Source organism: Marivita sp. S0852 (genome assembly GCF_046591575.1).
Lineage (GTDB): Bacteria > Pseudomonadota > Alphaproteobacteria > Rhodobacterales > Rhodobacteraceae > Marivita.
In genome coordinates this window covers 417,792-442,913 of the sequence record NZ_JBIQWA010000003.1, presented here as the reverse complement: position 1 = coordinate 442,913, position 25,122 = coordinate 417,792, and the positions used below count along the sequence as shown (strand labels likewise).

Annotated in this window: 23 protein-coding genes and 1 pseudogene; 19 read left to right on the top strand and 5 right to left on the bottom strand. The window is 60.5% G+C overall.

Annotated features, from left to right (window positions below; translation table 11 throughout):
* The first annotated feature begins 123 nt into the window (after nt 1-123).
* From gatC to ACG74X_RS08595, 4 genes are read left to right on the top strand one after another with little or no spacing between them, the layout of a single operon-like run.
* Nucleotides 124-411 (top strand): Asp-tRNA(Asn)/Glu-tRNA(Gln) amidotransferase subunit GatC, encoded by a 288-nt coding sequence (gatC, locus tag ACG74X_RS08610; protein ID WP_411234012.1) that lies wholly within the window; start codon nt 124-126, stop codon nt 409-411.
* A complete protein-coding gene (gatA, locus tag ACG74X_RS08605; RefSeq protein WP_411234010.1) occupies nt 411-1,895 on the top strand; it encodes an Asp-tRNA(Asn)/Glu-tRNA(Gln) amidotransferase subunit GatA in 1,485 nt (494 codons plus the stop codon). Before gatC ends, gatA begins: the two co-directional genes overlap by 1 nt.
* A 29-nt stretch (nt 1,896-1,924) precedes the next feature.
* The gene (locus ACG74X_RS08600) at nt 1,925-2,632 is read left to right on the top strand and encodes a hypothetical protein (protein ID WP_411234008.1); all 708 of its coding nucleotides are present in this window, start codon (nt 1,925-1,927) and stop codon (nt 2,630-2,632) included.
* Nucleotides 2,633-2,691: 59 nt separating this feature from the next.
* Nucleotides 2,692-3,306, top strand: coding sequence for an N-acetylmuramoyl-L-alanine amidase (locus ACG74X_RS08595; RefSeq protein ID WP_411234215.1), 615 nt, complete (start codon nt 2,692-2,694; stop codon nt 3,304-3,306).
* Nucleotides 3,307-3,383: 77 nt separating this feature from the next.
* On the opposite strand, the gene ACG74X_RS08590 is transcribed toward ACG74X_RS08595, so the two are convergent.
* Nucleotides 3,384-4,781 (bottom strand): helix-turn-helix domain-containing protein, encoded by a 1,398-nt coding sequence (locus ACG74X_RS08590; RefSeq protein ID WP_411234006.1) that lies wholly within the window; start codon nt 4,779-4,781, stop codon nt 3,384-3,386.
* A 49-nt stretch (nt 4,782-4,830) separates the two neighbouring features.
* Entirely contained in the window at nt 4,831-6,057 is a 1,227-nt protein-coding gene (locus ACG74X_RS08585) for a multidrug effflux MFS transporter (protein ID WP_411234004.1), read from the bottom strand.
* A gap of 175 nt (nt 6,058-6,232) precedes the next feature.
* Here ACG74X_RS08585 and ACG74X_RS08580 point away from each other — a divergent pair, with 175 nt between their 5' ends.
* From ACG74X_RS08580 to ACG74X_RS08550, 7 genes are all read left to right on the top strand, one after another.
* Nucleotides 6,233-7,765: an acyl-CoA carboxylase subunit beta gene (locus ACG74X_RS08580; RefSeq protein WP_411234002.1), complete on the top strand. Its 1,533-nt coding sequence runs from the start codon at nt 6,233-6,235 to the stop codon at nt 7,763-7,765.
* Nucleotides 7,766-7,808: 43 nt separating this feature from the next.
* On the top strand, nt 7,809-8,534 hold the full coding sequence (locus ACG74X_RS08575) for a DUF6497 family protein (protein WP_411234000.1): 726 nt from the start codon (nt 7,809-7,811) through the stop codon (nt 8,532-8,534).
* A gap of 214 nt (nt 8,535-8,748) precedes the next feature.
* Entirely contained in the window at nt 8,749-8,895 is a 147-nt protein-coding gene (locus ACG74X_RS08570) for a hypothetical protein (protein ID WP_411233998.1), read from the top strand.
* A gap of 60 nt (nt 8,896-8,955) precedes the next feature.
* Nucleotides 8,956-9,315, top strand: coding sequence for a hypothetical protein (locus ACG74X_RS08565; RefSeq protein WP_411233996.1), 360 nt, complete (start codon nt 8,956-8,958; stop codon nt 9,313-9,315).
* A gap of 337 nt (nt 9,316-9,652) precedes the next feature.
* Complete coding sequence (locus ACG74X_RS08560) at nt 9,653-9,868, top strand: hypothetical protein (RefSeq protein ID WP_411233994.1); 216 nt, start codon at nt 9,653-9,655, stop codon at nt 9,866-9,868.
* A gap of 123 nt (nt 9,869-9,991) precedes the next feature.
* The gene (locus tag ACG74X_RS08555; protein WP_411233992.1) at nt 9,992-11,992 is read left to right on the top strand and encodes an acetyl-CoA carboxylase biotin carboxylase subunit; all 2,001 of its coding nucleotides are present in this window, start codon (nt 9,992-9,994) and stop codon (nt 11,990-11,992) included.
* A gap of 5 nt (nt 11,993-11,997) precedes the next feature.
* On the top strand, nt 11,998-12,900 hold the full coding sequence (locus ACG74X_RS08550; RefSeq protein WP_411233990.1) for a restriction endonuclease: 903 nt from the start codon (nt 11,998-12,000) through the stop codon (nt 12,898-12,900).
* A gap of 162 nt (nt 12,901-13,062) precedes the next feature.
* Here the strand turns inward: ACG74X_RS08550 and ACG74X_RS08545 are convergent, their stop codons facing one another.
* Nucleotides 13,063-13,530 carry a DUF4174 domain-containing protein gene (locus ACG74X_RS08545; protein ID WP_411233988.1) on the bottom strand — a complete coding sequence of 156 codons (468 nt, stop codon included), beginning with the start codon at nt 13,528-13,530 and terminating at the stop codon, nt 13,063-13,065.
* A gap of 290 nt (nt 13,531-13,820) precedes the next feature.
* On the opposite strand from ACG74X_RS08545, the gene scpA reads away from it, so the two are divergent.
* The 5 genes and pseudogenes from scpA (at nt 13,821) to ACG74X_RS08520 (ending at nt 18,859) form a co-directional block, all read left to right on the top strand.
* The gene (gene scpA, locus ACG74X_RS08540; protein ID WP_411233986.1) at nt 13,821-15,950 is read left to right on the top strand and encodes a methylmalonyl-CoA mutase; all 2,130 of its coding nucleotides are present in this window, start codon (nt 13,821-13,823) and stop codon (nt 15,948-15,950) included.
* A 95-nt stretch (nt 15,951-16,045) separates the two neighbouring features.
* Nucleotides 16,046-16,647, top strand: a pseudogene (locus ACG74X_RS08535) (VOC family protein).
* A gap of 82 nt (nt 16,648-16,729) precedes the next feature.
* The gene (locus tag ACG74X_RS08530; protein WP_411233984.1) at nt 16,730-17,413 is read left to right on the top strand and encodes a TerB family tellurite resistance protein; all 684 of its coding nucleotides are present in this window, start codon (nt 16,730-16,732) and stop codon (nt 17,411-17,413) included.
* Nucleotides 17,413-18,447, top strand: coding sequence for an endonuclease/exonuclease/phosphatase family protein (locus ACG74X_RS08525; RefSeq protein ID WP_411234213.1), 1,035 nt, complete (start codon nt 17,413-17,415; stop codon nt 18,445-18,447). The genes ACG74X_RS08530 and ACG74X_RS08525 overlap by 1 nt, the downstream gene beginning before the upstream one ends.
* A 31-nt stretch (nt 18,448-18,478) precedes the next feature.
* Entirely contained in the window at nt 18,479-18,859 is a 381-nt protein-coding gene (locus ACG74X_RS08520; protein WP_411233982.1) for a hypothetical protein, read from the top strand.
* Nucleotides 18,860-18,861: 2 nt separating this feature from the next.
* On the opposite strand, the gene ACG74X_RS08515 is transcribed toward ACG74X_RS08520, so the two are convergent.
* Nucleotides 18,862-19,920 (bottom strand): YeeE/YedE family protein, encoded by a 1,059-nt coding sequence (locus ACG74X_RS08515; protein ID WP_411233980.1) that lies wholly within the window; start codon nt 19,918-19,920, stop codon nt 18,862-18,864.
* A 481-nt stretch (nt 19,921-20,401) separates the two neighbouring features.
* On the opposite strand from ACG74X_RS08515, the gene ACG74X_RS08510 reads away from it, so the two are divergent.
* Nucleotides 20,402-21,565: a M20 aminoacylase family protein gene (locus ACG74X_RS08510; protein WP_411233978.1), complete on the top strand. Its 1,164-nt coding sequence runs from the start codon at nt 20,402-20,404 to the stop codon at nt 21,563-21,565.
* 62 nt (nt 21,566-21,627) lie between these two features.
* On the opposite strand, the gene rsgA is transcribed toward ACG74X_RS08510, so the two are convergent.
* A complete protein-coding gene (rsgA, locus tag ACG74X_RS08505) occupies nt 21,628-22,662 on the bottom strand; it encodes a ribosome small subunit-dependent GTPase A (protein ID WP_411233976.1) in 1,035 nt (344 codons plus the stop codon).
* A gap of 208 nt (nt 22,663-22,870) precedes the next feature.
* Here rsgA and ACG74X_RS08500 point away from each other — a divergent pair, with 208 nt between their 5' ends.
* Both ACG74X_RS08500 and fabF read left to right on the top strand, forming a co-directional pair.
* Nucleotides 22,871-23,677 (top strand): glycosyl transferase, encoded by an 807-nt coding sequence (locus tag ACG74X_RS08500; RefSeq protein ID WP_411233974.1) that lies wholly within the window; start codon nt 22,871-22,873, stop codon nt 23,675-23,677.
* Nucleotides 23,678-23,858: 181 nt separating this feature from the next.
* Nucleotides 23,859-25,121 (top strand): beta-ketoacyl-ACP synthase II, encoded by a 1,263-nt coding sequence (gene fabF, locus ACG74X_RS08495; RefSeq protein WP_411233972.1) that lies wholly within the window; start codon nt 23,859-23,861, stop codon nt 25,119-25,121.
* Nucleotide 25,122: the final 1 nt, after the last annotated feature.

The following is a 25,122-nucleotide window of genomic DNA, read 5'->3' as shown; positions in this document are numbered from 1 at the left end:
CGCTGCGCCATCACGTTGCATCACTGTGTTGCCGCTATCCCTTGCGCGCATCGGGATGCATGGCTAAACGCTGCCCCAAGTTCGCGACATTCACTTTCTGGCACTTTCAGGGGGCACCCGACCATGTCCATCGACATCGAAACCGCCGCACGCGTGGCCAAACTGGCGCGCATCCGCGTTGAAGACGACGACCTGCCTGCTTTGGCGCAAGAGTTTTCGACCATTCTTGGCTTCATCGAGCAGCTGAACGAGGTCGATGTCGACGGCGTAGAGCCGATGGTGTCGGTCACGCCGATGCGCCTGAAACGCCGCGAAGATGGCGTCACGGATGGCGGATATCAGGACAAGGTTCTGGCCAACGCGCCAGACGCGCGCGAGGGGTTCTTTGCGGTGCCAAAGGTGGTTGAATAATGACGGATCTGACAAAACTGAAAATCGCCGAAGCCCGTGACGCTTTGCGCGCTGGCGATGTAAGCTCGGTCGAGCTGACCGAGGCCTGTCTCACAGCGATCGACGCGGCCGACGCATTGGGAGCATTCGTTCACAAAACGCCCGAAGTGGCGATGGGGCAGGCGCGGTCTGCCGATGACCGGATCAAGGCGGGCGACGCGCCGGACCTGTGCGGCATCCCGCTGGGCATCAAGGATCTGTTCTGCACCAAAGGCGTACCGTCCCAGGCCGCCAGCGCGATCCTCAACGGGTTCAAGCCGGAATACGAAAGCACTGTCTCGGGCCAGCTGTTCGATGCGGGCGCGGTGATGCTGGGCAAGCTCAACATGGACGAGTTTGCCATGGGCTCGTCGAACGAGACCTCGACCTATGGCAATGCGGTCAACCCGTGGCGGCGCGGCAATGACGACACCGCGTTGACCCCCGGCGGGTCCTCGGGTGGTTCGGCCAGCGCGGTTGCGGCAGACCTGTGCCTTGGCGCCACCGGCACCGACACCGGCGGGTCGATCCGTCAGCCTGCGGCCTTTACCGGCATCACCGGGATCAAGCCAACCTACGGGCGCTGTTCGCGTTGGGGCATCGTGGCCTTTGCCTCCAGCCTCGATCAGGCCGGGCCCATGACGAAAGACGTGCGCGACGCTGCCATCATGTTAGAGGCGATGTGCGGGCACGACCCGAAAGACAGCACGTCGGCGGACCTGCCGGTGCCGAATTTCGAAGCAATGCTGACCGGCGACATCAAAGGCAAAACCATCGGCATCCCGCGCGAATACCGCATGGACGGCATGCCCGACGCCATCGAGGTGCTCTGGACCGAGGGCCGCAAGATGCTCGAAGAGGCCGGGGCCAAGATCGTAGATATCTCCCTGCCGCACACCAAATACGCGCTGCCCGCCTATTACGTGATCGCGCCCGCCGAGGCGTCTTCCAACCTCGCGCGCTATGACGGCGTGCGGTATGGCCACCGGGCCAAGCTGGCGCAGGGCGACGGCATCACCGAGATGTACGAGAAAACCCGCGCCGAAGGCTTTGGCCCCGAAGTGCAGCGCCGCGTGATGGTGGGCACCTATGTGCTGTCCGCCGGCTTCTACGACGCCTATTACAACCGCGCCCGCAAGGTGCGGACATTGATCAAGAAAGACTTTGAAGATGTCTTCGCACAAGGCGTCGATGCCATTCTGACACCGGCCACCCCCTCTGCGGCGTTTGAGCTGGGCAAAGACGTGTCCGACCCGGTCGAGATGTATCTCAACGATGTGTTCACCGTGACCGTCAATCTGGCGGGCCTGCCGGGGATCTCGGTTCCCGCCGGTGTCGACAAGAATGGTCTTCCGCTGGGGCTGCAACTGATTGGCCGCCCGTGGGAAGAGGGCGACCTGCTAAATACCGCTTACGCGCTGGAACAGGCTGCGGGCTTCGTGGCAAAACCTGCGAAATGGTGGTAAACCGCGCCGAAAACAGGCAGGACAGGATTATGAAACCAGCATCCTTTCGCAGATGGGCCAGTGGGGCCGCTTTGCTTGCACTGGCGGCCTGCACTTCGGAAATCCCCGATAGCGCGCAGGGCGTCGGCTTTGATCGCTATGACAATTACCAACAGCAACGCGATGCAGTTCTCGAAGGCCGCGCCCGGCCAACCACCATCGGTGCCCCCCCAACCGTAGCTGGCGCGCCGCTCTCGGCCCTCAGCCCCGAGGATCAAGCCCAACGCGACGCCCGCGCGGCCAATTCCGGGATCGACCCGGTGCAGGCCTCTCCCAGCAACCCCGCGCCGCAAATCGTGCGCAACGAAGCCGGGCTGTCGGGCGAAAATGATTTCGACGCGGTGTCCAATTCGCGGTCAATCGAAAGCGACGCTGCGCTGATCGCGCAGAATCGCGCCCGCTATCAGGTCATCGCCCCCGAAGCCCTGCCCACACGTCCTGGCAGTGACACCCCCAACATCGTGGCCTACGCCCTGCAAACCACAAACCCCAAAGGCGCGCCAATCTATCGGCGGTCCGCTTTTGCCTCCGAAGCCCGCCATCAACGCGCCTGTGCCGCCTTCACGTCCTCTGATCTGGCGCAAGAGGCGTTTTTGGCCGCTGGTGGGCCAGAACGCGACCGGCAGACGCTTGATCCCGATGGCGACGGCTTTGCCTGTGGCTGGGATCCGGCACCGTTCCGTGCGGTGCGCAACTGACGCCTCTCTGGCACCCATCACCCAATTGCGGCCCACGCCGCAATGGTGCCGTGCCGGATATGGTGGTGCTGCATTACACCGCGATGGACTGCGCGGCCAAAGCGCGCGACTGGCTCTGCACCCCCGAGGCCCAGGTCTCGGCCCATTACGTGCTCGCCCCGGACGGCACGGTCTGGCATCTGGTCGATGAGGCCGATCGCGCCTGGCATGCCGGGGCGGGGCGATGGGGCGATGTGACCGATGTCAATTCGCGCTCGATCGGGATCGAGATCTCAAACACCGGCTTTACCCCATTCGCCGCCCGCCAGATGGATGCGCTGGATGCGCTGCTTGCTGATATTCTGAACCGCCACGCCATTCCGCCGGACCGTGTGATCGGTCATTCCGATATGGCCCCCGGTCGCAAAATCGACCCCGGCGCGCGGTTTGATTGGCAACGCTTGGCGCGACAGGGCCTGTCGATCTGGCCAGAGGCCAAGGGATCGGGCTGCTTTGACGAAAACGCCCGCCGGTTCGGCTACACCGCAGATGTGCCGCATGATGATGTTCTGCACAGTTTCCGCCTGCGGTTCCGCCCCTCGGCAAAGGGCCCCTGTGATGACACAGATCGCGCCCTGATGGCAAACCTGGCGCAGCGCTGGCCTGTCGCGCAGGATATGGCTTCTTTGGGCTGAAAATACCTCGGAGTTTGAGGCAGCGCCTCATATGTTTCCGGCATCGGAAACATCCCGATACCTCAACGCAGCATGCGTCAGTTCAACTCATAAGGCAGAATGCCCCGCCGATGCGTCTGGATCGTCAATTTGCGTTCCAGCGGCGGGACCGAGCGTTGGTGGCAATTGGACCGCTCGCAGATGCGGCAGGAAATGCCGATAGGTTCAAAGGCACCGTCACGGCTCAGATCCAGACCATCGGCATAGACCAGTGCGCTGGCATGTTTCACCTCACATCCCAGCGCAATCGCATAGCGCCGCACTGGTGCGCCGAAATGACCGCCGGTTTTTGACACATCGCGCGCAAGGGAAATATAGCGCACCCCGTCGGGTGTTTCGGCCAATTGCCGCAGGAACCGCCCCGGCGTTTCAAACGCGCGATGCACGTTCCACAGTGGACAGGCCCCGCCGAAACGCGCAAATTGCAGCCGCGTGGCCGAATGGCGCTTGGTGATCGTGCCCGCCTGATCGACGCGGACAAAGAAGAACGGAATCCCTTTGGCCCCGGGCCGTTGCAGGGTGGACAGACGGTGCGCCACCTGCTCGATCGAGGCCCCAAACCGTCGCGCCATCAGTTCCAGATCGTGCCGCGTGTCCTGGGCGGCTTGCAGGAATTGCCCGTAAGGCATGACCGCCGCCCCGGCAAAGTAATTGGCCAGCCCCAGCCGCGCGATGTCGCGGGCGGCGTCGGATTGGAACCGCGCCAGATCAAGCGTCGCATCCAGCAGCTTGCCATGCCGGGCCAGCGCCAGTTGCAGCATCATCTGAAAGGTCTGGGTTTCCGGTGCCGCCAAAGAAGACAGGGTCAGTTCCTGTCGCAACGCGTCGAACCGGCGCAGATCGGCGGTGTTGGCAAAGCGCACATGCAGCCCTTCTGACTCAAGTCCCCGGATCGCGGCGCGCACCCGGTCAGAGCCGGTGAGTTTCGTGGCCACGCGCTCTGCCGCGCGGTCGACGGCGTCGATATAGTTGTCGCAATAGTGAAAGAAATCGCGCACCTCTTCCCAGGGGCTTGGCTGCAATTGCGCGCCCTCGCGGCCCAGGGCCTCATCCAGAGAGGCCAGACGTTCATGGGTCTGCCGATACGCGCGGTGCAGTTCAAGAAACGCCCGCGCAAGACCCGGCGCGTTCGAGGCCGTTAGCCGCAGATCGGCCACCGGCGGCGCGGCATCGGCAAAGACCGGATCGGCCAGCGCTTCGCGCATATCCGAGATCATCCTCTCGGCATCGCCCTGACCCAGCTCGGTAACATCAACGCCAAACTCCTGCGCCAGCGCCAGCACCACCGTGGTGGAGAGCGGGCGCTTGTTGTTTTCCATCTGGTTGAGATAGGGCAGGGACACGCCCATCTTGGTGGAAAAATCGCGCTGGGTGATGCCAAGCCGGGTGCGGATTTCGCGCAGCTTGGCACCGGCATAGAGTTTTTGGGTCGCCATGACATCCCTTTGCAAGTTTGCAGCTTTGGGTGCCGAGTTTGCAAATCCGTCAGCCGCTGTCCAGCCCTGCCAGCCGGGCCGCGCGCCAGATGACAAACCGGATCGCAATGATTGCCCCCAGGGCGGTGGCCAGCATGATCCACAGCAGCGGCCACGGGCCAGAGCCCGGCACCAGCAGAACACCCGCCAGCGCCGACAACGCGGCACCGCCCCCCAGCATGATTGCCCCGCCCAGCCCAGAGGCTGTCCCGGCCAGATGCGGGCGCACCGACAGCATGCCTGCTGTGGCGTTCGGGATGATCATGCCGTTGCCAAGGCCGACAAAGGTCATGAAGCCGAAAAACGTCCACTGAGTGCCAAGCCCCAGCCAGAACACGAGGATCGACAGCGAAATTCCGGTGCCGTTGATCAAGGAGCCGATATAGACCATGCGGTTCACGCCGATCCGCGCGGAATAGCGGCCCGAAACGAAATTGCCTGCGAAATATCCGATGGCCGGGGCTCCGAAGAAAAAGCCAAGCGTGGCGGGCGACATTCCGAACACCTCGGTGCCAACAAACGGCGCGCCGCCAAGATAGGCAAAGAACGCGCCCGAAGCGAGGCCGGAGGCCAGCGCGTAGCCCCAAAACCGTGGGCTGGTCAGAAGTTCGGGATATTGCTTGAACTGCGCCCCTAATGTCAGGCCGCTGGTCGCGGCGGTTTCGCCAAGGTCGGACCAGGTCAGCCAGTAAAGGCCAACGCCAAGGATGAACAGCAGCCAGAAATTCGACTGCCAGCCAAAGGCCTGATCCAGAACACCGCCGAAGGCTGGGCCGATCATCGGCACCACCGCCATGCCCATGGTCACATAGCCGATCATCGACGCGGCCTGATCTTGCGGCACGCAATCGCGCACCACCGCACGGCTGAGCACCATTGCGGTCACAATCACAGCCTGGGTCATGCGGAAAAACAGGAACCACCCGATGCTGGGTGCATAGATGCAGCCCAAGGTGGCGGCGCAAAACCCGGCGATCCCCCAAAGGATCACTGGACGGCGGCCCATCTTGTCCGAGATTGGCCCGATCACCAATTGCAGCACCGCGTTCACACCCAGATACACCGCGACAGACAGCTGCATGATGCTGTAATCGGTCTGGAAATGCGCGGCCATGTTTGGCAGGGACGGCAGAAAGATGTTCATCACCAACGCCGAAAGACCCGCAAGCAGGATCAATGTGACAATATGCGGTGGCGTGGCGCGGTCCAGAAATCGGACCTTTGCGGCGTAGCTCATGCTATGTCGCTACGCCTGTGTTTGAGAAATGTCCATATTCGTTGGCGTAGCGGTGCATTTTGCAAATTTGCATATTGCAGACAGGGTGATATGCACGGTTTGCAAATTTGCTGATTTACTCTTGAGGCAATGCCGCAGCGCAGTATGGTCGCGCAAAGCGAAAAAGGGACGGTCCATGAAAGATATTCTGCAAGAGCTGGAAATTCGCCGCGCCGATGCGCGCCTTGGGGGCGGTCAGAAACGCATCGACGCGCAGCACGGGCGCGGCAAGCTGACGGCGCGGGAACGGGTCGAGCTTCTGCTCGATGAGGGCAGCTTTGAAGAATACGATATGTTCGTCACCCACCGCTGCACCGACTTTGGCATGGAGAAGAACCGGCCGGCAGGCGACGGGGTTGTTACCGGCTGGGGCACGATCAACGGGCGGATGGTTTATGTCTTCTCTCAGGATTTCACCGTGCTGGGCGGATCGGTGTCCGCGACCCACGCGATGAAGATTTGCAAGATCATGGACATGGCGATGCAGAACGGCGCGCCGGTGATCGGGATCAACGATTCCGGTGGCGCGCGCATTCAGGAAGGCGTGGACAGCCTTGCGGGCTATGGCGAGGTGTTCCAGCGCAACATCATGGCATCCGGCGTCGTGCCGCAGATCAGCGTGATCATGGGGCCGTGTGCGGGCGGGGCGGTCTATTCGCCTGCGATGACGGACTTCATCTTCATGGTGAAGGACAGCAGCTATATGTTCGTCACCGGCCCGGATGTGGTGAAGACCGTCACCAACGAACAGGTGACGGCGGAGGAATTGGGTGGGGCGTCGACCCATACCAAGAAGTCCTCGGTCGCCGATGGCGCGTTCGAGAATGACGTTGAGGCGCTGGCCGAGGTGCGCCGTCTGGTGGACTTCCTGCCGCTCAACAACCGCCAGCCCGCGCCGACGCGGCCGTTTTTTGATGATGTGGACCGGGTTGAATCGTCCCTGGATACGCTGGTTCCGGCAAACGCCAATACGCCTTACGATATGAAGGAACTCATCCACAAGATCGCGGATGAGTCCGATTTTTACGAAATTCAGGAAGACTTCGCGAAGAACATCATCACCGGATTCATCCGTCTGGAAGGGCAGACCGTTGGGGTTGTTGCCAATCAGCCGATGGTTCTGGCGGGTGTTCTGGACATTGACAGCGCCCGCAAGGCCGCGCGGTTTGTGCGGTTCTGCGACTGCTTCTCGATCCCGATCCTGACGCTGGTGGACGTGCCGGGCTTCCTGCCGGGGACCAGTCAGGAATATAACGGCGTGATCAAGCACGGCGCGAAACTGCTGTTTGCGTATGGCGAGGCCACGGTGCCAAAGGTGACAGTGATCACCCGCAAATCCTATGGCGGGGCCTATGTGGTGATGGCGTCCAAACATCTGCGGGCGGATGTGAACTATGCCTGGCCCACCTCGGAAATCGCCGTGATGGGGGCCAAGGGCGCGACCGAGATCATCCATCGCGCTGACCTTGGCGACCCGGACAAAATCGCAGCCCATACAGCCGAGTACGAAGACCGGTTCGCCAACCCGTTTGTGGCGGCAGAACGTGGCTTCATCGACGAGGTGATCCAACCACACAGCACACGCAAACGGGTCGCGCGGGCCTTTGCGGCGTTGCGGTCAAAGAGCCAAGAGATGCCGTGGAAGAAACACGACAATATTCCGCTTTAAGGGGCGCGGTGCGTGAAATCACGCACCCTACGGATTGGACCTGATGGCACGGAACGGCTGGCATATGTTGCGCGATGCGGACGGGTTGGTTTTGGCCCGGCATTTGCCTGCGCGCTTTGATGTGTCGGCAGTGGCAGATTTTCCGATCTGTGATGCGGGGCGTCTGGCGCGGCAGGTGCGTCAGGATCTGTGGCGGGCGTTGCAGAACGTGCGGGGGTTTTCGCCCGTTGTGCGGGTGGACCGTCTGGCAGACGGGCTGCGCGTGACAGCGGGGGGGCGGGTGCCTGCATCGAGCCAGTCCGCGTCAGTGCGGGCGCGGTTGGAGGATGTGCTGAACAACCCCAAAGCGCGGTCGCGTTGGCTGAAATGGGCCGGTGCGGGCAAGCACGCACCCTACGTCGTTGCACTGTTTTTTTTTGCTGGGTCGGTCTTTGCCGAAGCGCCGCTTGAGGTGCCGTCGGGCCAGGCTGTGAGTTTCCATGAAATGCTTTCGGATCAGCCCGGTGACGGGCCGATCCATCGCTTTCGGTTTATTGCGCCAGAGATCGGGCAGGAGGGGCGCGCGTATGAGGATGTGGAGGGCGATATGCAGCATTTATGCGAGACATTTGCATTGCCGCAGCTGGCCGAGAGCGACCCACAGCCGCAGCAGATCGTGATTTCATTCAGCCAGTCCGAAATCGCCTTTGGCGAGGCCAATCCCGATGTCATCCAGTTTTTCGAGGCCTATCGTGTCGAAAACGAGACCTGCATCTTGGAGTTTTTCTGATGTCTGCACAATATCTTGGGGGTCGCTTGCGGTTGCAGGGCGGGGTTGAGTCTTTTGAGACACAACCCGCTCATCTGTCAGGCTGTGGATATCTTTTTGCACCGGAGTCACGTTATCCTTGGTGCGACTGCACCCAAGCAGTCACTACCTCGAACCGAGGACAGGCAGGGCCATCAGGTCTTGTTGGGTCCTTTGAACCTGACAGGAGAACAAGATGTCCAAGAGCATCAAGCTTCTTGCCGCGGTCGGTTTCTTGGCAGCGCTTTCAGCGTGCGCCCAGCAACAGGCCGAAGAAGAGTTTGTGGTTATCGACCCAGAGCCGATTAGCTACGAACCCAAACACACCGGCAAATACAAGTGAACTGAATACGGGGCGGGCACCGCTCGCCCCCTTTTCCCGCGTTGGCTGCATGGGGGTCCCATGCTGAAACATCGCGGCTTTCCCGGGCGGCTTCCGGGTACGGATTTCCAATTCACCATCCGCAGACCGAATCCCAAAGGTGTGACACCGATCACGATGCGCGAACGCTACCGCGACCGCCGCGCACCGGACCGTCGGGCGGATACGGCATTCATGGCCGCGCTATGGCGGCAGTTCGGGACCGAACCGTTCGAACGGGGCAATCTGGATGCCGGGCGGCTGAGCTGGCTGTTTGGCCGCGAGGTGCTGGCCTATGACGATCCGTTCGATCCCGAAAGCTATGAGGCGCTGCTGATCATTGACGAAACCGCGGCACGGGCAGCCTTTCCAGACGCGTTTGACGGCGGGGAATGGGCGTGATGCCGCTTACGCAGGGTCAGTTTGGGCGGGAATGGGCCGATACCTTGGGTTGTATTGGATCGGTGATTGACCTGCCGCGTGGTTCTGACAGTGTGGCGATGTTCCTAGTGACACGGCGTTGGCAGATTGCGCCGTATGTTCACCGTTACCCTTCCCCTGTCGGGCGTCTTGGCAACACCCCACGCCAAGCGCCCGACTTTTTCTTTTGCAGATCATTGTCTTGCAGGTTTTGGCAGAGTTCCGCCAAAAATCGGTCTTCGCGCGTCTGTGACTGGAACCCGGAGCCGATCCGGGGTGTTTATGGTCTACAGGCACTGAATTTTGAAGGAGCAGAGACATGGGTTGGACCACACGCATACCGAAACCGGCGCTTGCCATATGCGTCTTGTTGGGGCTTGCGGCCTGCGGTGACACGCTGGGCGAGCAAGCGCTTTTGGGCGGTGCGGCCGGGGCCGGCACCGCAGTGGCCACTGGGGGCGACCCGCTCACCGGTGCGGCGGTCGGAGGCGCGGCCAACGTCGCGTATTGTCAGACCTACCCGGAACGCTGCTGACACATCATTAAAAAACCACTCACGAACTTCGACCGCTTGGGCTGTGCGCCTGAGCGGTCTTTTTTGTGCCATTGCTGCGGGGGCATCCCCGGGCCAAGACATGACTGACGGAAAGGGACATCCATGTTCGACAAGATCCTGATTGCCAACCGGGGCGAGATTGCCTGCCGGGTGATCAAAACGGCCCATAAGATGGGTATCAAGACGGTGGCGATCTATTCGGATGCTGACAAGAACGCGCTGCATGTCGAAATGGCGGACGAGGCGGTTCATATCGGTCCGTCGCCTGCCAACCAGTCCTATATCGTCATCGACAAGGTGATGGAGGCCATCCGCCAATCCGGCGCGCAGGCGGTGCATCCGGGGTATGGGTTCCTGTCCGAGAACCCCAAATTTGCCGAGGCGTTGGAGGCCGAAGGCGTGGCGTTCGTCGGACCCCCGGTCGGTGCAATCGAAAAGATGGGTGACAAGATCACCTCAAAGAAGATCGCGCAAGAGGCTGGCGTGTCGACGGTGCCCGGTTACATGGGGCTGATCGAGGACGCCGACGAGGCGGTGAAGATCTCGAACGAGATCGGCTATCCGGTGATGCTCAAGGCGTCTGCGGGCGGCGGTGGCAAGGGGATGCGCATCGCCTGGAACGATGACGAGGCGCGCGAAGGCTTCCAGTCGTCGAAGAACGAGGCGGCGAGCAGTTTTGGCGATGACCGAATTTTCATCGAAAAATTCGTTACCCAACCGCGCCACATTGAAATTCAGGTACTGTGCGATGCGCATGGCAACGGGATTTACCTGAATGAACGCGAATGTTCGATCCAGCGGCGCAACCAGAAGGTTGTGGAAGAGGCGCCCAGCCCGTTTCTTGATGAGGCCACGCGCCGCGCGATGGGCGAGCAGTCGGTCGCCTTGGCCAAGGCGGTGGGCTATGCCAGTGCCGGGACGGTCGAATTTATCGTCGATGGGGACAAAAATTTCTATTTCCTTGAGATGAACACCCGTTTGCAGGTGGAGCATCCCGTGACGGAGCTGATCACCGGCGTCGATCTGGTCGAACAGATGATCCGCGTGGCGCATGGAGAAAAGCTGTCGATCGGCCAGGACGATGTGAAAATCAACGGCTGGGCGATTGAGAACCGTCTTTATGCCGAAGACCCGTATCGTAATTTCCTGCCGTCTATCGGGCGTTTGACCCGCTATCGCCCGCCGGAAGAGGGCGCTTTAGGCGACGGGATCGTGCGCAATGACACCGGTGTCTTTGAGGGCGGCGAGATCAGCATGTATTACGACCCTATGATCGCCAAGCTGTGTACCTGGGGGCCGGATCGCGCCACGGCGATCGAAACGATGCGCAATGCGCTGGACAGTTTCGAGGTCGAGGGCATCGGGCATAACCTGCCCTTTGTGGCGGCGGTCATGGATCATCCGAAATTCATCTCGGGCGATATGACAACTGCGTTTATCGAAGAGGAATACCCGGACGGGTTTGACGGTGTGACGCTGGATGATGCCGATCTGAAACGGGTGGCGGCGGCCTGTGCGGCGATGAACCGGGTCGCGGAAATCCGGCGGGCGCGGATCTCGGGTACGTTGGACAATCACGAACGCCATGTCGGGGAAAACTGGAACGTCGCGTTGCAGGGGCAGGATTTCGATGTAACCATCGCCGCCGACAAGGCCGGATCGACCGTGCGCTTTGCCGATGGGGCCGAACTGCGCGTGAGCGGTGACTGGACCCCCGGCGATCAGTTGGCGCGTATGATGGTGGATGACGCGCCATTGGTGATGAAGGTGGGCAAGGTGTCGGGTGGATTCCGCATCCGGACCCGCGGGGCCGAGCTCAAGGTGCATGTGCGCACGCCGCGTCAGGCGGAATTGGCGCGGCTGATGCCGGAAAAGCTGCCGCCCGATACGTCGAAAATGTTGCTGTGTCCGATGCCCGGTTTGATCGTGAAAGTCGATGTGCAGGCCGGCGACGAGGTGCAGGAAGGGCAGGCGCTGTGTACGGTTGAGGCGATGAAGATGGAGAACATTCTGCGCGCCGAGCGCAAGGGCACGGTGTCCAAGATCAACGCGGGCGCCGGCGATAGCCTTGCTGTGGATGACATCATCATGGAGTTTGAATAGCCAAGATGGTGCCCGATTTTCAGACACTGATGTTGCCTGTTTTGGAGCTTGCCCACGAGGGAGAGCTTTCAATGGACGAGCTTGAGGAAGGTATCGTCACACGCTTCTCGATATCTGAAGATGATCGACATGCACTTCTTCCGAGCGGTAAACAAACACGTCTGAAAAACCGGATTGGTTGGGCACGCACGTATCTCAAGCAGGCAGGTTTGTTGACCTTTCCGCAGCGTGGGTTTGCCCGGATTACTGATGCGGGACGGGCGGTGGTTGCTGCCAAACCTCAAAAAATCGACAAGCGATTTCTTCAGCAGTTTCCGGAGTACAACCAATTCAGGTTACGGACAAAGCAGGATGATGCATCTGCGACTAGGGGAACATCGTCAGATAGTGAGGCGACCCCTGAAGAGTTGCTGAAACTATCTGTATCGGAAATTGACACGGCTCTTGCGGAAGAATTGGTCGAGCGGGTGCAATCCGCTCCACCAGCCTTCTTCGAGGCAGCAATTGTGCAGCTTTTGATGAAAATGGGCTACGGCCATGGTGCTGATGCGGGCCGTGTTCTTGGGCAATCCAGCGACAATGGGGTTGATGGTGTCATCAACATGGATCGGCTTGGCGTCGACCAAGTCTACATTCAGGCGAAACGATACTCATCTGAGAACACTGTAGGCGGCGGTGAGATCAGGGACTTCTTCGGCGCACTTAGCTTGAAAGACGTTCAGAAAGGTATCTTCGTCACGACATCGCGTTTCACCCAAGGTGCCCTGCACACGGCGGAAAAGCTTGGCGCACGAATTATTCTGATAGACGGTGCGCAGCTTGGTAAGCTGATGCTCACACATGAAGTTGGTTGCCGTGTCAGGGAGGTCTACAAACTGCGCGAGATTGAAGAGGATTTCTTCACATGATGCGTATTAAGCTCAATAGCCCGGGCGCGGCCCCGTCTGACCAGTGATCGGGGGTTTGTGTTTGATGGGTTTGTTCGACATGTCAAAACCTCTGCTTGGCGGCGTATCTTGGCCGCACACCGTTAATATAGGGTTTTTCCGGTGTCGGCGCAACGGGCTGGGTCAGAAGTTGCTGACCCGCCGGTCCCGGATTTCCTGTTGCCGCGTGGGCATTTTGTCGATGGTGCGGCTTAGTTCTCGCACGCTCCAGGGCAGGGGTTTGCGCAGTTTGACCTGCCCGTCCTTGCCGATCAGCGCCAACATAAAGCCCCTTGGGCGCAGTTTGGTGCGCAGCTCGCTTTGCGCGTCGGGGTCGGTGTCGGTTATGACAACCACGTCGCGGACCTCTAGTTCATCATATTCGCGCAAGAGCAGCTGCATCTGCTGCACAAAGCGCGGGTCTGCGGGGGTGTCGGCAAACACCACCACGGGGCGGTTGATCCACAGAAAGTCATCCAAAGACACCTCATCGGCGCTTAGAACGACATCTGGTTCCGCAGGCGCGGTCTGCGAGGATACGTCGGTTGCAAAAGCAGGCATGGACAGGGCCAATGCCGCAAGTGCCAAAGTGGCGGGCCAGTTCTTGTTCATAACCAAAGACATAGTGCGTCTGATCTCCAAAGCGAAGAGGCGACAGGCCGCTGGTCAACATATTTTCGGCATCCAACCGGCAGCCAAGGCAGGCGCATTATGAGGGCGATTTTGAATGATATGCAGGGGTTTTCGGTGCGGAACGTGCCGAATGTGCCCATGCGACGCCGTGGGACCGGCCGGTTTGCGCAGCCAGGTGGACGATTTGGCGCAGTTTCACACACTCCCGGCACAGGCCGCTGCGATCCGCGCAGACCCGGTGTCAAAGACAATCAAAGGATCACAGGACAATGACAGCCAAGACAGATAAATGGCGCAGCCTTGCTGAAAAGGAACTTCGCGGACGTCCGCTGGACGATCTGACGTGGCAGACGCTGGAAGGCATCGAGGTGCAACCGCTTTACACCGAAGAAGATGTGAAAGACCTGCCGCATCTGGGCACCTTGCCCGGTGAAGCGCCGTTCACCCGTGGGGTGAAGGCGACCATGTATGCAGGCCGCCCCTGGACGATCCGGCAATATGCGGGGTTTTCCACCGCCGAGGAATCGAACGCGTTTTACCGCAAGAACCTTGCAGCGGGGCAGCAGGGGGTGTCGGTGGCCTTCGATCTGGCGACGCACCGGGGCTATGACAGCGATCACGAGCGGGTTGTGGGCGATGTCGGCAAGGCCGGGGTGGCGATTGACAGTGTTGAGGACATGAAGATCCTGTTTGACGGTATTCCGCTGGACAAGGTGTCGGTGTCGATGACGATGAACGGCGCGGTGATTCCGATCCTGGCGAATTTCATCGTGGCGGGAGAAGAGCAGGGCCATGACCGTTCCGTCTTGTCGGGGACCATTCAGAACGACATCCTCAAGGAGTTCATGGTCCGCAACACCTATGTCTATCCGCCCGAGCCGTCGATGCGGATCATTGCGGATATCATCGAATACACCTCGAACGAGATGCCGAAGTTCAATTCGATCTCGATCTCGGGCTACCACATGCAGGAGGCGGGCGCGAACCTTGTGCAGGAGCTGGCTTATACGCTGGCGGACGGCAAGGAATATGTGAAAACGGCGATGGACCGGGGCATGGATGTGGACACGTTCGCCGGGCGGCTGTCGTTCTTCTTTGCGATTGGCAAAAACTTCTTCATGGAAGCGGCCAAGCTGCGGGCAGCCAGGATGCTGTGGTATCGGATCATGGATGATCTGGGAGCCAAGAACGACCGCTCCAAGATGTTGCGCACGCATTGCCAGACCTCTGGCGTCACATTGGCCGAGCAGGACCCCTACAACAACGTGATCCGCACCGCCTATGAGGCGATGAGCGCGGTTCTGGGCGGCACACAGTCGCTTCACACCAACGCGCTGGACGAGGCGATTGCTTTGCCAACTGAGTTCTCTGCGCGAATTGCGCGGAATACGCAGTTGATTTTGCAGGAAGAAACGGGCGTGACCAATGTGGTCGATCCGTTGGCGGGCTCTTACTATGTTGAGAAGCTGACGCATGATCTGGCCACCGAGGCGTGGAAGCTGATCGAGGAAGTGGACGAGATGGGCGGCATGACCAAGGCGGTGGCCTCTGGCATGCCGAAGCTGCGGATCGAAGAGACCGCCGCGACTCGTCAGGCGCAGATTGACCGGGGCGAGGATGTCATCGTGGGCGTCAACAAGTACCGTTTGGAGAAGGAGGATGACCTCGACATCCTTGATATCGACAACGCCAAGGTGCGCCAGTCCCAAATCGCGCGGCTGGAGCAGATCCGCAGCAGCCGGGATCAGGCAGCCTGTGATGCGGCATTGGCCGAGCTTGGTCGGCGGGCCGCCGAGGGTGGCAATTTGTTGGAAGCAGCCGTTGAAGCGTCGCGGGCGCGGGCAAGTGTCGGGGAAATCAGCATGGCAATGGAAAAAGTGTTTGGCCGTCACCGGGCCGAGGTCAAGACATTGGCCGGGGTCTATGGCGCGGCCTATGAGGGCGATGAAGGCTTTGCCGCCATCCAGCGCGCTGTCGAAGGCTTTGCCGAGGATGAGGGCCGCCGCCCGCGGATGCTGGTGGTCAAGATGGGGCAGGACGGGCACGACCGGGGGGCCAAGGTGATTGCCACGGCGTTTGCCGATATTGGCTTTGATGTGGATGTGGGGCCCTTGTTCCAGACGCCTGCCGAAGCCGCGCAGGACGCGATTGACAATGATGTGCATGTGATTGGCATCTCGTCTCAGGCCGCCGGACATAAGACGCTGGCACCGGAGCTTGTCAAAGAGCTTAACGCGCAGGGGGCGGGGGATATTCTGGTGATTTGCGGCGGGGTGATCCCGCAGCAGGATTACAAATTCCTGTATGATGCCGGGGTCAAAGCCATCTTTGGGCCGGGGACGAACATTCCCGAAGCGGCGCAGGATATTCTGCGTCTGATCCGCGAAGCGCGGGCGTGATCTTTTCGGATCGGCAGGGCCGCTTTGACCGGGTGGGGGGACGCTGTCCCCCCACACCCCCCAGGGATATTTGACGCAAGAAGAAAGAGGCAGAGATGTTCGAGCTGGATCACATTGCGGTTGCTGGTGAGACGTTGGCCGAGGCGGTTGCGCATAGCGAAGCGGCGCTTGGCATGGCTTTGGGGCCTGGGGGGCAGGCGACCCACAACCAGTTGCTGGGCCTTGCGGACGGGATGTATTTCGAGGCGATTGCCGTGGACCCGTCGCAACCCAAACCGCCATATCCGCGCTGGTTCAGGTTGGACCGCTTTAAAGGCCGGCGCGGCTGGATAAGTGGATTCTGCGCTGTGACGACATTCAGGCGGCACTTGATCTGTTTCCCGATCTAGGAGCGCCGGTTCACATGACGCGGGGTGATGTGCGCTGGACGATGATTGTGCCACAGGATGGCCAATTGCCCTTTGACGGGCTGTTTCCGGCAATACTTCAATGGCATACGGATATGCCTCCGGGGCAAAGCCTGCCGGCGACGGATTTGCGCCTGAGCACGCTTGAGATCGTGTCGCCGGACGCACAAGAGCTTGCGGCGCTGCTTGAGCCGCATTTTTCCGACGCCCGTGTCAGATTTGAAACTGGCCCGATCCCGTCTTTGACGGCGGCTTTTGAGACCAGCGCGGGCCCCCGGATTTTGCGATAGCGGTGGTGCGATCCGGTTTAGCGGCTTACCCTACAGGGATGCCGCACTGACAAATCCCGCGACGTGATTTACACTGCGCCGCATGTCGATCTGGACCCGCATAACCGACGCTGTTGCGGCACTTGCCAAGGGTGAAAGCCTGACGCAAGTGTTCGACAGGTTGCGCACCCCGCCCGAGAAAACCGTTGCGTTTACCATTGCGGTGATTGCGTTGTCGGCAAAGATGGCGAAAGCCGACGGTCTGGTCACGCGCGACGAGGTGATGGCGTTTCGGGAAGTGTTCAACATTGCACCCGAGGATGAGGCTGGGGCGGCACGGGTGTTCAACCTGGCGCGGCAGGATGTGGCCGGGTTCGAGGATTATGCGCGGCGGATCAGGTCGATGTTCGGCGAGGAGAACGGAACCTTATGTGACCTCATGGAGGGTCTGTTTCATATCGCGATGGCGGATGGCACCTATCACCCCGGAGAAGACGCGTTCTTGCAAGAGGTGGCCGATATATTCGAATTGCCCGAAGGATCCTTCCGGCGTTTGAAATCGCGTTTTGTCCCGGATGCCGAGCCTGATCCGTTTGACGTGCTTGGGGTTGACCCCGGCATGCCGCTTGAGGAGATCCGGGCGGTCTGGCGCAGGCTGGTGCGGGACAGTCATCCGGATGTGATGATTGCGCGGGGCGTGCCGGAAGAGGCGGTGAAGCTGTCGGAAAAGCGCCTGATCGACATCAATCGCGCGTGGGAGGAAATCTCGGCCCGCGAACCGGCCTGATGCGCGTTGCCACCTATAATGTCGAATGGTTTGATAGCTTGTTCGACGATGCCGGACGGGTGCTGGTCGAGGACAGCTGGTCGGCGCGCCACAATATCACCAAGGCGATGCAGGTCGAGGCGCTGGGGATCGTCTTTACGGCGCTGGATGCGGATGTGGTGATGGTGATCGAAGCGCCGGACACCAGCAGATCGCGCAAGACGGTTCCGGCGCTGGAGGCGTTTGCCGCGGCGTTTGAGTTGCGCGCGCGCAAGGCGCTGATGGGGTTTTCGAATGACACTCAGCAAGAGATCGCGCTGATGTATGATCCGGATGTGGTGGCGGCCCGGCACGACCCGCGCGGGCCTGCTCCGCTGGCCGGGGCACCGCCCGGCGACGGCGCGCCGCGTTTTGATGGCACCTTTCGGATTGATCTTGATATTGATGCGACCGAGGACAAGGTTGTCTTTTCCAAGCCGCCGTTGGAAGTGGCGGTGACGCATCTGGCGTCGGGGCAGCAGATGCGGATGATCGGCGCGCATCTGAAATCCAAGGCACCGCATGGCGCGACATCGCGCGACGAGATCATGCGGCTGTCGATTGCCAACCGGCGCAAGCAACTGGCACAGGCGATCTGGCTGCGCAGACGCGTGGACGAGCATCTTGCGGCGGGCGATGCGTTGATGGTTCTGGGGGATCTGAACGATGGTCCGGGGCTGGATGAATATGAACATCTGTTTGGGCGCAGCTCTGTTGAAATCATTCTTGGCACTGGCGATACCGCGCTGTTCGATCCGCATGCGGCGCAAGCGCTGGAGCGGCGGCTTGGGGGGCAACCGACCTCTGCGCGGTTCTTTATTTCGACGGAACACCGCTATTTGCAGGCGTTGCTGGATTACGTGATGGTTTCGCCGGATTTGCGCGCCAAGGCGAAACGCTGGCGCATTTGGCATCCGTTCGATGACCCGGTCTGTTGGAATACGCCGGACCTGTGCGACGCGCTTTTGAACGCGTCTGATCACTTTCCGGTGACGCTTGATCTGGAACTGACGTGAAATTTGCGGGCCGCGCCCTTATATGGGCTGTATGAAACAGTTTGTCGCCGCCCTGATCGTCACCCTTGCCGCAGCCCCCGCCTTATCCGAGGAGGGGTCCGATTCCGAAGAGGGGTCAAACCTGATGGAGCAGGGGGCCGAGCTTTTCTTTCGCGGGCTGATGGACGAGCTGGACCCGGCGCTGGAACAGCTTGAGGGGCTGGCGGATGAGATCGGACCGGTGTTGCGCGAATTTGCGGATGACCTTGGTCCGGCGCTGCGATCATTGCAGGACGAGGTCGAGGATTGGTCGGCCTATGAGCCGCCGATCATTCTGCCCAATGGTGATATTCTGATCAAGCGAAAGCCGGAAACACCAACACCCGACGCGGTTCCCGCGCCGGATGCGGAGACGGATGAGATCGAGATCTGAACTTATTCTGCCGGATGTGCCACGGGGCGTGTGCGGGTCGGGGTGCGGGTGAGCACCGCATGCGCCGCCAACGCCCCTGCTGCGATGGACAGGATCGCCATCAGCGCTGCAACCGACAGGGTTGGAACACCGGCAAGACCGGCTCCTACGGTGCAGCCGCCTGCCAGAACGCCGCCGATCCCCATAAGCACGGCACCACCGGCATAGCGACCTGTTTCGGACGGGGTTTCAAACGAGCGCCACTGGAAGCTGCCAAAGACGATGGATGTGATCCATGCGCCGACAATCACGCCGCCCACAAGGCCCACGCCGAAATTGGCCGGGATCGAGGTTGAGGCGATGGTCCAGAACAATGTATCGGCAAACGGCGATGTGAAGGACAGGCTTTGCAGGGCGACCGGATCGAAATCGTCAAACAGCACAAAGCCGGTTCCGACCCAGCCTGCAGGCACCAAAAGGCCAATCAGGGCTGCCAGAATGAGCGTCGTTGTGCGATTGCCCGATGTCACGGCAGTGACCAATGCGGCAGCGGCGATGATCACCGACCAGAAAATCCCGCCAGCGGGCAGCGCGGCCAGTGTGACAAAATCACCAAGCGGCAGAGTGAAAGAGCCCAGAGTGGTGCGAACCGGGGCCAGAACGCCTTTGAGAGTGGCATGTGCGGTGATGGCAAAGACCACCAGAACAAAAACCGCGCGCAGGTTGCCGCTGGCCGACAGCACGGTGAGGCGCGAGACGCAACCACGGGTCAGAACCATGCCAGCGCCAAACATCAGGCCGCCGACAAGGATCGCAAGCCACGGGATATCGGCGGTCATAAAGCGGTGGGCGTCGAAGCTGATCAAACCAGCCTGGACGGCGGCTTGCGTGCCGAGCACCGCAACGGCCAGCGCGGTCAGCCAGACCCCCATGGCCTGACGGCGGTCATCGCCGACAAGGCCGCGGCGAAAGCAAAACCGGGTGCGTTCAGCCAAACCGCCAAATAGCAGGCCAAGCAGCACCGCAAGCCCGACCGCAGCTTGTGGTGCGGTGAGGGTTTCAAAACCAAACGACTCGAACATGACAGCCTCCGAACTGGAACAGCGTTCCACATGGAGGAGGAAAACCCGCCGGGCAAGGTGTTGACGCTGTCTGTTTATCGGGTGCGCGGGAACAGTGTTCCCCTTGATCCCAGATCGGGCGCATCCTGTTCTGCCTGTGCTGCGCACGCCAAACGCAGGTTTCCGACCAGATGGCCCGGCAATGACACCATCCTTAATTGCATACAGAGTCGGTTTCTACGTGTGTTGTGCAAATTTGAAGCGGATGCGCCGATCAACATCGGTATCTGGCCTTTCGCCGGGATGTCGGGCGGCGCATCTTTGATATATGCTTGAAGCCACACAGAGAGCGTATAGGTTTCAAAGCAACGGGATCATGGCCCCGTGCCATCACCCGGCCTATCATCTTTCGGACACGGCAATCCCGGCAAAGTGCTGCTGGTGTGCCCAATGTCCCGAGCGGCGGATGCCCGCCGCGACCTGATCAAAAGGAAACACCGACATGCCCGTAAAAAACCGATTTGCAGAATTGCAGACTGAAATCACCGCGTGGCGACGGGATCTGCATGAACACCCCGAAATCTTGTTTGATACGCATCGCACAAGCGCTTTGGTGGCCGAAAAGTTACAAGCGTTCGGCTGTGAAGAGGTCGTGACAGGCATCGGCCGCACCGGCGTGGTTGGTGTGATCAAGGGCAAGACGGATACATCCGGCAAGGTGATCGGATTGCGCGCCGATATGGATGCGTTGCCGATTCATGAACAGACGGGGCTGGACTATGCGTCAAAAACCGATGGCGCGATGCATGCGTGCGGACATGACGGACATACGGCGATGCTTTTGGGGGCCGCGAAATATCTGAGCGAGACGCGCAATTTCGATGGCACGGTTGTCGTCATTTTCCAGCCCGCCGAAGAAGGTGGCGGCGGCGGCAAGGAAATGTGCGATGACGGCATGATGGACCGCTGGGGCATTCAGGAAGTATATGGAATGCACAATTGGCCCGGAAAACCGGTGGGCAGCTTTTCGATCCGGCCGGGAGCGTTTTTCGCCGCGACCGACCAGTTCGATATCACGTTCGAGGGGCGTGGCGGACATGCGGCCAAGCCGCAGGAAACTGTGGACACAACCGTGATGGCGTCTCAGGCGGTGTTGACGCTTCAGACGATTGCCAGCCGCAACGCGGACCCGACCGATCAGATCGTGGTGTCCGTCACATCGTTTGAAACATCGTCCAAAGCGTTCAACGTGATCCCGCAGCGGGTGCAGATCAAGGGCACCGTGCGCACCATGTCGAACGAGATGCGCGCGCTGGCCGAAGAGCGGATCATGGCGGTTTGCGAGGGAGTGGCGGCGACCTTTGGCGGCACAGCGGATGTGAGTTATCACAAGGGATATCCGGTGATGGTGAACCACGAGGAACAGACCGCGTTCGCGGCCAAGGTGGCGGCGTCGGTGTCGGGCGGATGTGACGATGCGCCATTGGTCATGGGAGGCGAGGATTTTGCCTTTATGCTCGAAGAGCGCCCAGGCGCGTATATCCTTGTCGGCAATGGGGATTCAGCGGCGGTGCATCATCCGGAGTATAATTTTAATGACGACGCGATCCCGGCGGGCTGTAGCTGGTGGGCCGAGATTGTGGAACAGCGGATGCCCGCCGCCTGAATTTGGGCGGAGGATCTGGCACTGGCGGGCTGATCGGGCCTGCCACTTGCCATTTGCCGTTTTCAGCGTTTGTTACGCTTTTTCTGCGCTGCGCCGGACACCGCCGCATTGACCGTCTTTGCGAACGCCTTTTGGCGTGACCGGGACATGGCCAGCGTTTCGGAGTTGTACTGATCCTCGCGCTTCAGCTTTTGCCACCGGTGAAAGCGGGCGTGATCGAGAGTTCCATCTGACAAGGCCGCTTTGACCGCGCAACCCGGTTCGGAGTGATGGGCGCAATCCGAGAATTTGCATCGGGTGGCAAGCGCGTCGATGTCCTCGAACAGTTCATCAATGCCGTCGCCGGTGCCGGACAATTGCAATTCGCGCATGCCGGGGGTGTCGATCAACCAGCCGCCGCCTTGCGTGGGACGCAGCGCGCGGTGTGTGGTGGTGTGGCGGCCCTTGGCATCGTCCTGGCGAACGGTCTGTGTTGATGCGGTTTCGCCGGTCAGCGCGTTGCGCAGCGTGGTTTTTCCGACACCTGACGACCCCAGCAGGGCAAGGGTCTGTGCGGCCCGGCACCACGGCAAGAGCCGCTGCACATCGTCCGGGTCTTTGGCGTTGATGGTGATCGCCGTGACCAGCGGCGACACATGCTCGGCCTGTTTGCGATAGGTGTCGGCTGTGTCGGTCAGGTCGGCTTTGGTCAGGATGACAAGCGGCACAGCACCCGAGGCCAAAGCCATGGCCAGATAACGCTCTATCCGGGCGACATTGAAATCGTCGTTGCAGCTGGTCACAAGTCCGACGGTATCGACATTGGCGGCGATCCGTTGTTCGGTCGCGCTGTGACCGGCGGCTTTGCGGTGCAGATCGGTGTACGGTGTCAGGCGGTGTATGGCAGAGCTGCCATCGGTCATCACCCAATCCCCGACCGCATAGGCGCTGGTCACCTCGGTGGGGGTCAGGCGGAGCTCGCCTTTGGGCGACATGGCCACCAATTGGCTGCGATGCACTTCGGAGATCCGCGCCGGGGTCAGAGCGGCGTCGGCTTTGGTCAGTTGCTGTGCGAAATGGTTTGACCAGCCAAGCTGGGCAAGCGCGTCGCGGTTCAACACAGAGATCCTGCGATACGTGCAAAGGTCAGCCCGATGCGCGGCAAGACGCGGTTGCGGCGCAATACGCTTGGGCAGATGTCCACCGTGCAGACACGGATCATGACGGCCTCTTGGCTGATGAAAGACGGAGGTTAAGATATCGCGTCGCGCCGGGGTGGACAAGCACCGTCTGGTCATTCCGCTGGCGCGTTGCTAAGCGGACACCATGATTTTGCCATCTCATGCCACGGTTGCCTGTATCAAATGGGGAACGCTGTTTGGACCGGAATATGTAAACAGGCTGTATTCGGGGGTGCGCCGCAACCTGTCCATGCCGGTGCGGTTTTTATGTATGACCGAGCAGGCCGACGGTTTGCACCCCGATATTGAAATTCTTGATCTGCCGGTTGAGCCTTTCGCCGAGCCAATGCGCGCGGCGTTGCAGGTTGCGAACCGGCAGGGCGCGATGCGCAAGGTTTCGCTGTTCAAACCGGGGCTGATTGCCGATCTGGAGGGGCCTGTGCTGGGGTTTGATCTGGATGTGGTGATCACCGGATCTTTGGACGCAATCTTGGCGCTGGCACCGGGGCATGTTGTTATGCGCCATGATTGGGTGGAGGCGCGCAAGGGGCGTCCGACCGGGCATGGGTCCGTGTTTCGGTATGATCCGGCGCAGCACGGGTTTTTGTACGAAGATTTGGCGGCGGATGCTTATGCGGAGGTTGAAACGGCGCGTGGGTCCGAACAGCGCTATACCTCGCATAAAGCGATGGAGAATTCAGTTTTCACATATATTCCAGAGGATTGGGTGGTTAGTTTTAAGTATGACTGCAATCCGTTTCCCGGCAATTACCTGCACCCGGCCCGGTTGCCCGAGGCCGCCAGGGTTGTGTGTTTTCATGGCCGGCCCAAGATGCCCGAGGCGATTGAGGGGTATCGCGGATCGCTGATCAGATATGCAAAGCCGACGCCGTGGTTGCAGGACCATTGGGTCGATCGTACCCGGCAGGATCTGGGCGCGCGGTGGGGGTAAGGGTGCGGTGCAGCGCCGGAACGGCGCGGTTTGCGCGCGCGACCGCCATCTGGGGGCCAGCCCCCAGACCCCCGACATATTTGTGAAAAGAAGAAGTCTGCGGACGGGCGGCTGTGCTCTTGCCCCGGCGCGCGCGAACGCGGTATGAGCAAAAAAGACGAATTGAGGGAAAGGCGACAACATGCGTCGAGTAGTTGTGACAGGCTTGGGATTGGTGACACCTCTGGCGGATGGGGTAGAGGCCAGCTGGAGCCGTATTCTGGAGGGTCAGTCCGGGGCCGGGACGATCACCAAATTCGACGCGAGCCATCTGGCGACGACGTATGCCTGCGAAGTGCCCTATGGCGATGGATCGGATGGCACGTTTAATCCCGACAGCTATCTGGACAAGAAAGAGCAGCGGAAGGTGGATGAGTTCATCCAGTTCGGCCTTGCGGCGGCGCATCAGGCGGTGCGCGATGCCGATTGGATGCCCGAGGATGAAGAGAGCCGGTTGCGCACCGGTGTGATGATCGGATCGGGGATTGGCGGGCTGAATTCAATAGCCGAAACAGCGCTTTTGATCCGCGATAAAGGGCCGCGGCGGGTGTCGCCGTTCTTTATTCCGGGCGCGTTGATCAACCTGATTTCAGGCAATGTGTCGATCAAATACGGCTTCAAGGGGCCGAACCATTCGGTTGTCACCGCCTGTTCGACCGGCGCGCATGCAATTGGGGATGCGTCGCGGCTGATCATGTTTGGCGATGCGGATGTGATGATCGCAGGTGGGGCAGAGGCCGCGATTTCCGAGATCGGGATTGCCGGTTTCAACGCGTGTAAGGCTTTGTCAACGAAACGCGGCGATGATCCTAGGGCGGCGAGTCGGCCCTATGATGCGGATCGGGACGGGTTCGTGATGGGCGAAGGGGCCGGTGTTGTCGTATTGGAGGAGTATGACCACGCCAAGGCGCGGGGTGCGAAGATTTATGCCGAGGTTTGCGGCTATGGGCTGTCTGGCGATGCGTATCACATCACTGCGCCTTCTGAGGATGGTGAAGGCGGCGAGCGGTCGATGCGGGCGGCGTTGAACCATGCCGGGATTTCCCCGGCGGATGTGGATTACATCAACGCGCATGGCACGTCGACCATGGCGGATGTGATCGAATTGGGGGCGGTTGAACGTATGATGGGGGAGGCCGCGTCCAAGGTGACGATGTCGTCGACCAAGTCCGCGACAGGGCATTTGCTTGGCGCGGCGGGGGCGATCGAGGCAATTTTCTCGATTCTCGCGATCCGCGATCAGGTGGCACCGCCGACGATCAACCTGGACAATGTGGCGGTGGAAACGGAGGTCGATCTGGCACCGAACGCAAAACGCGCGCGCGAGATCAAATACGCGTTGTCGAATTCGTTTGGCTTTGGCGGGACCAACGCAAGCGTTGTTTTCGGGCGGATGGACGGCTAAC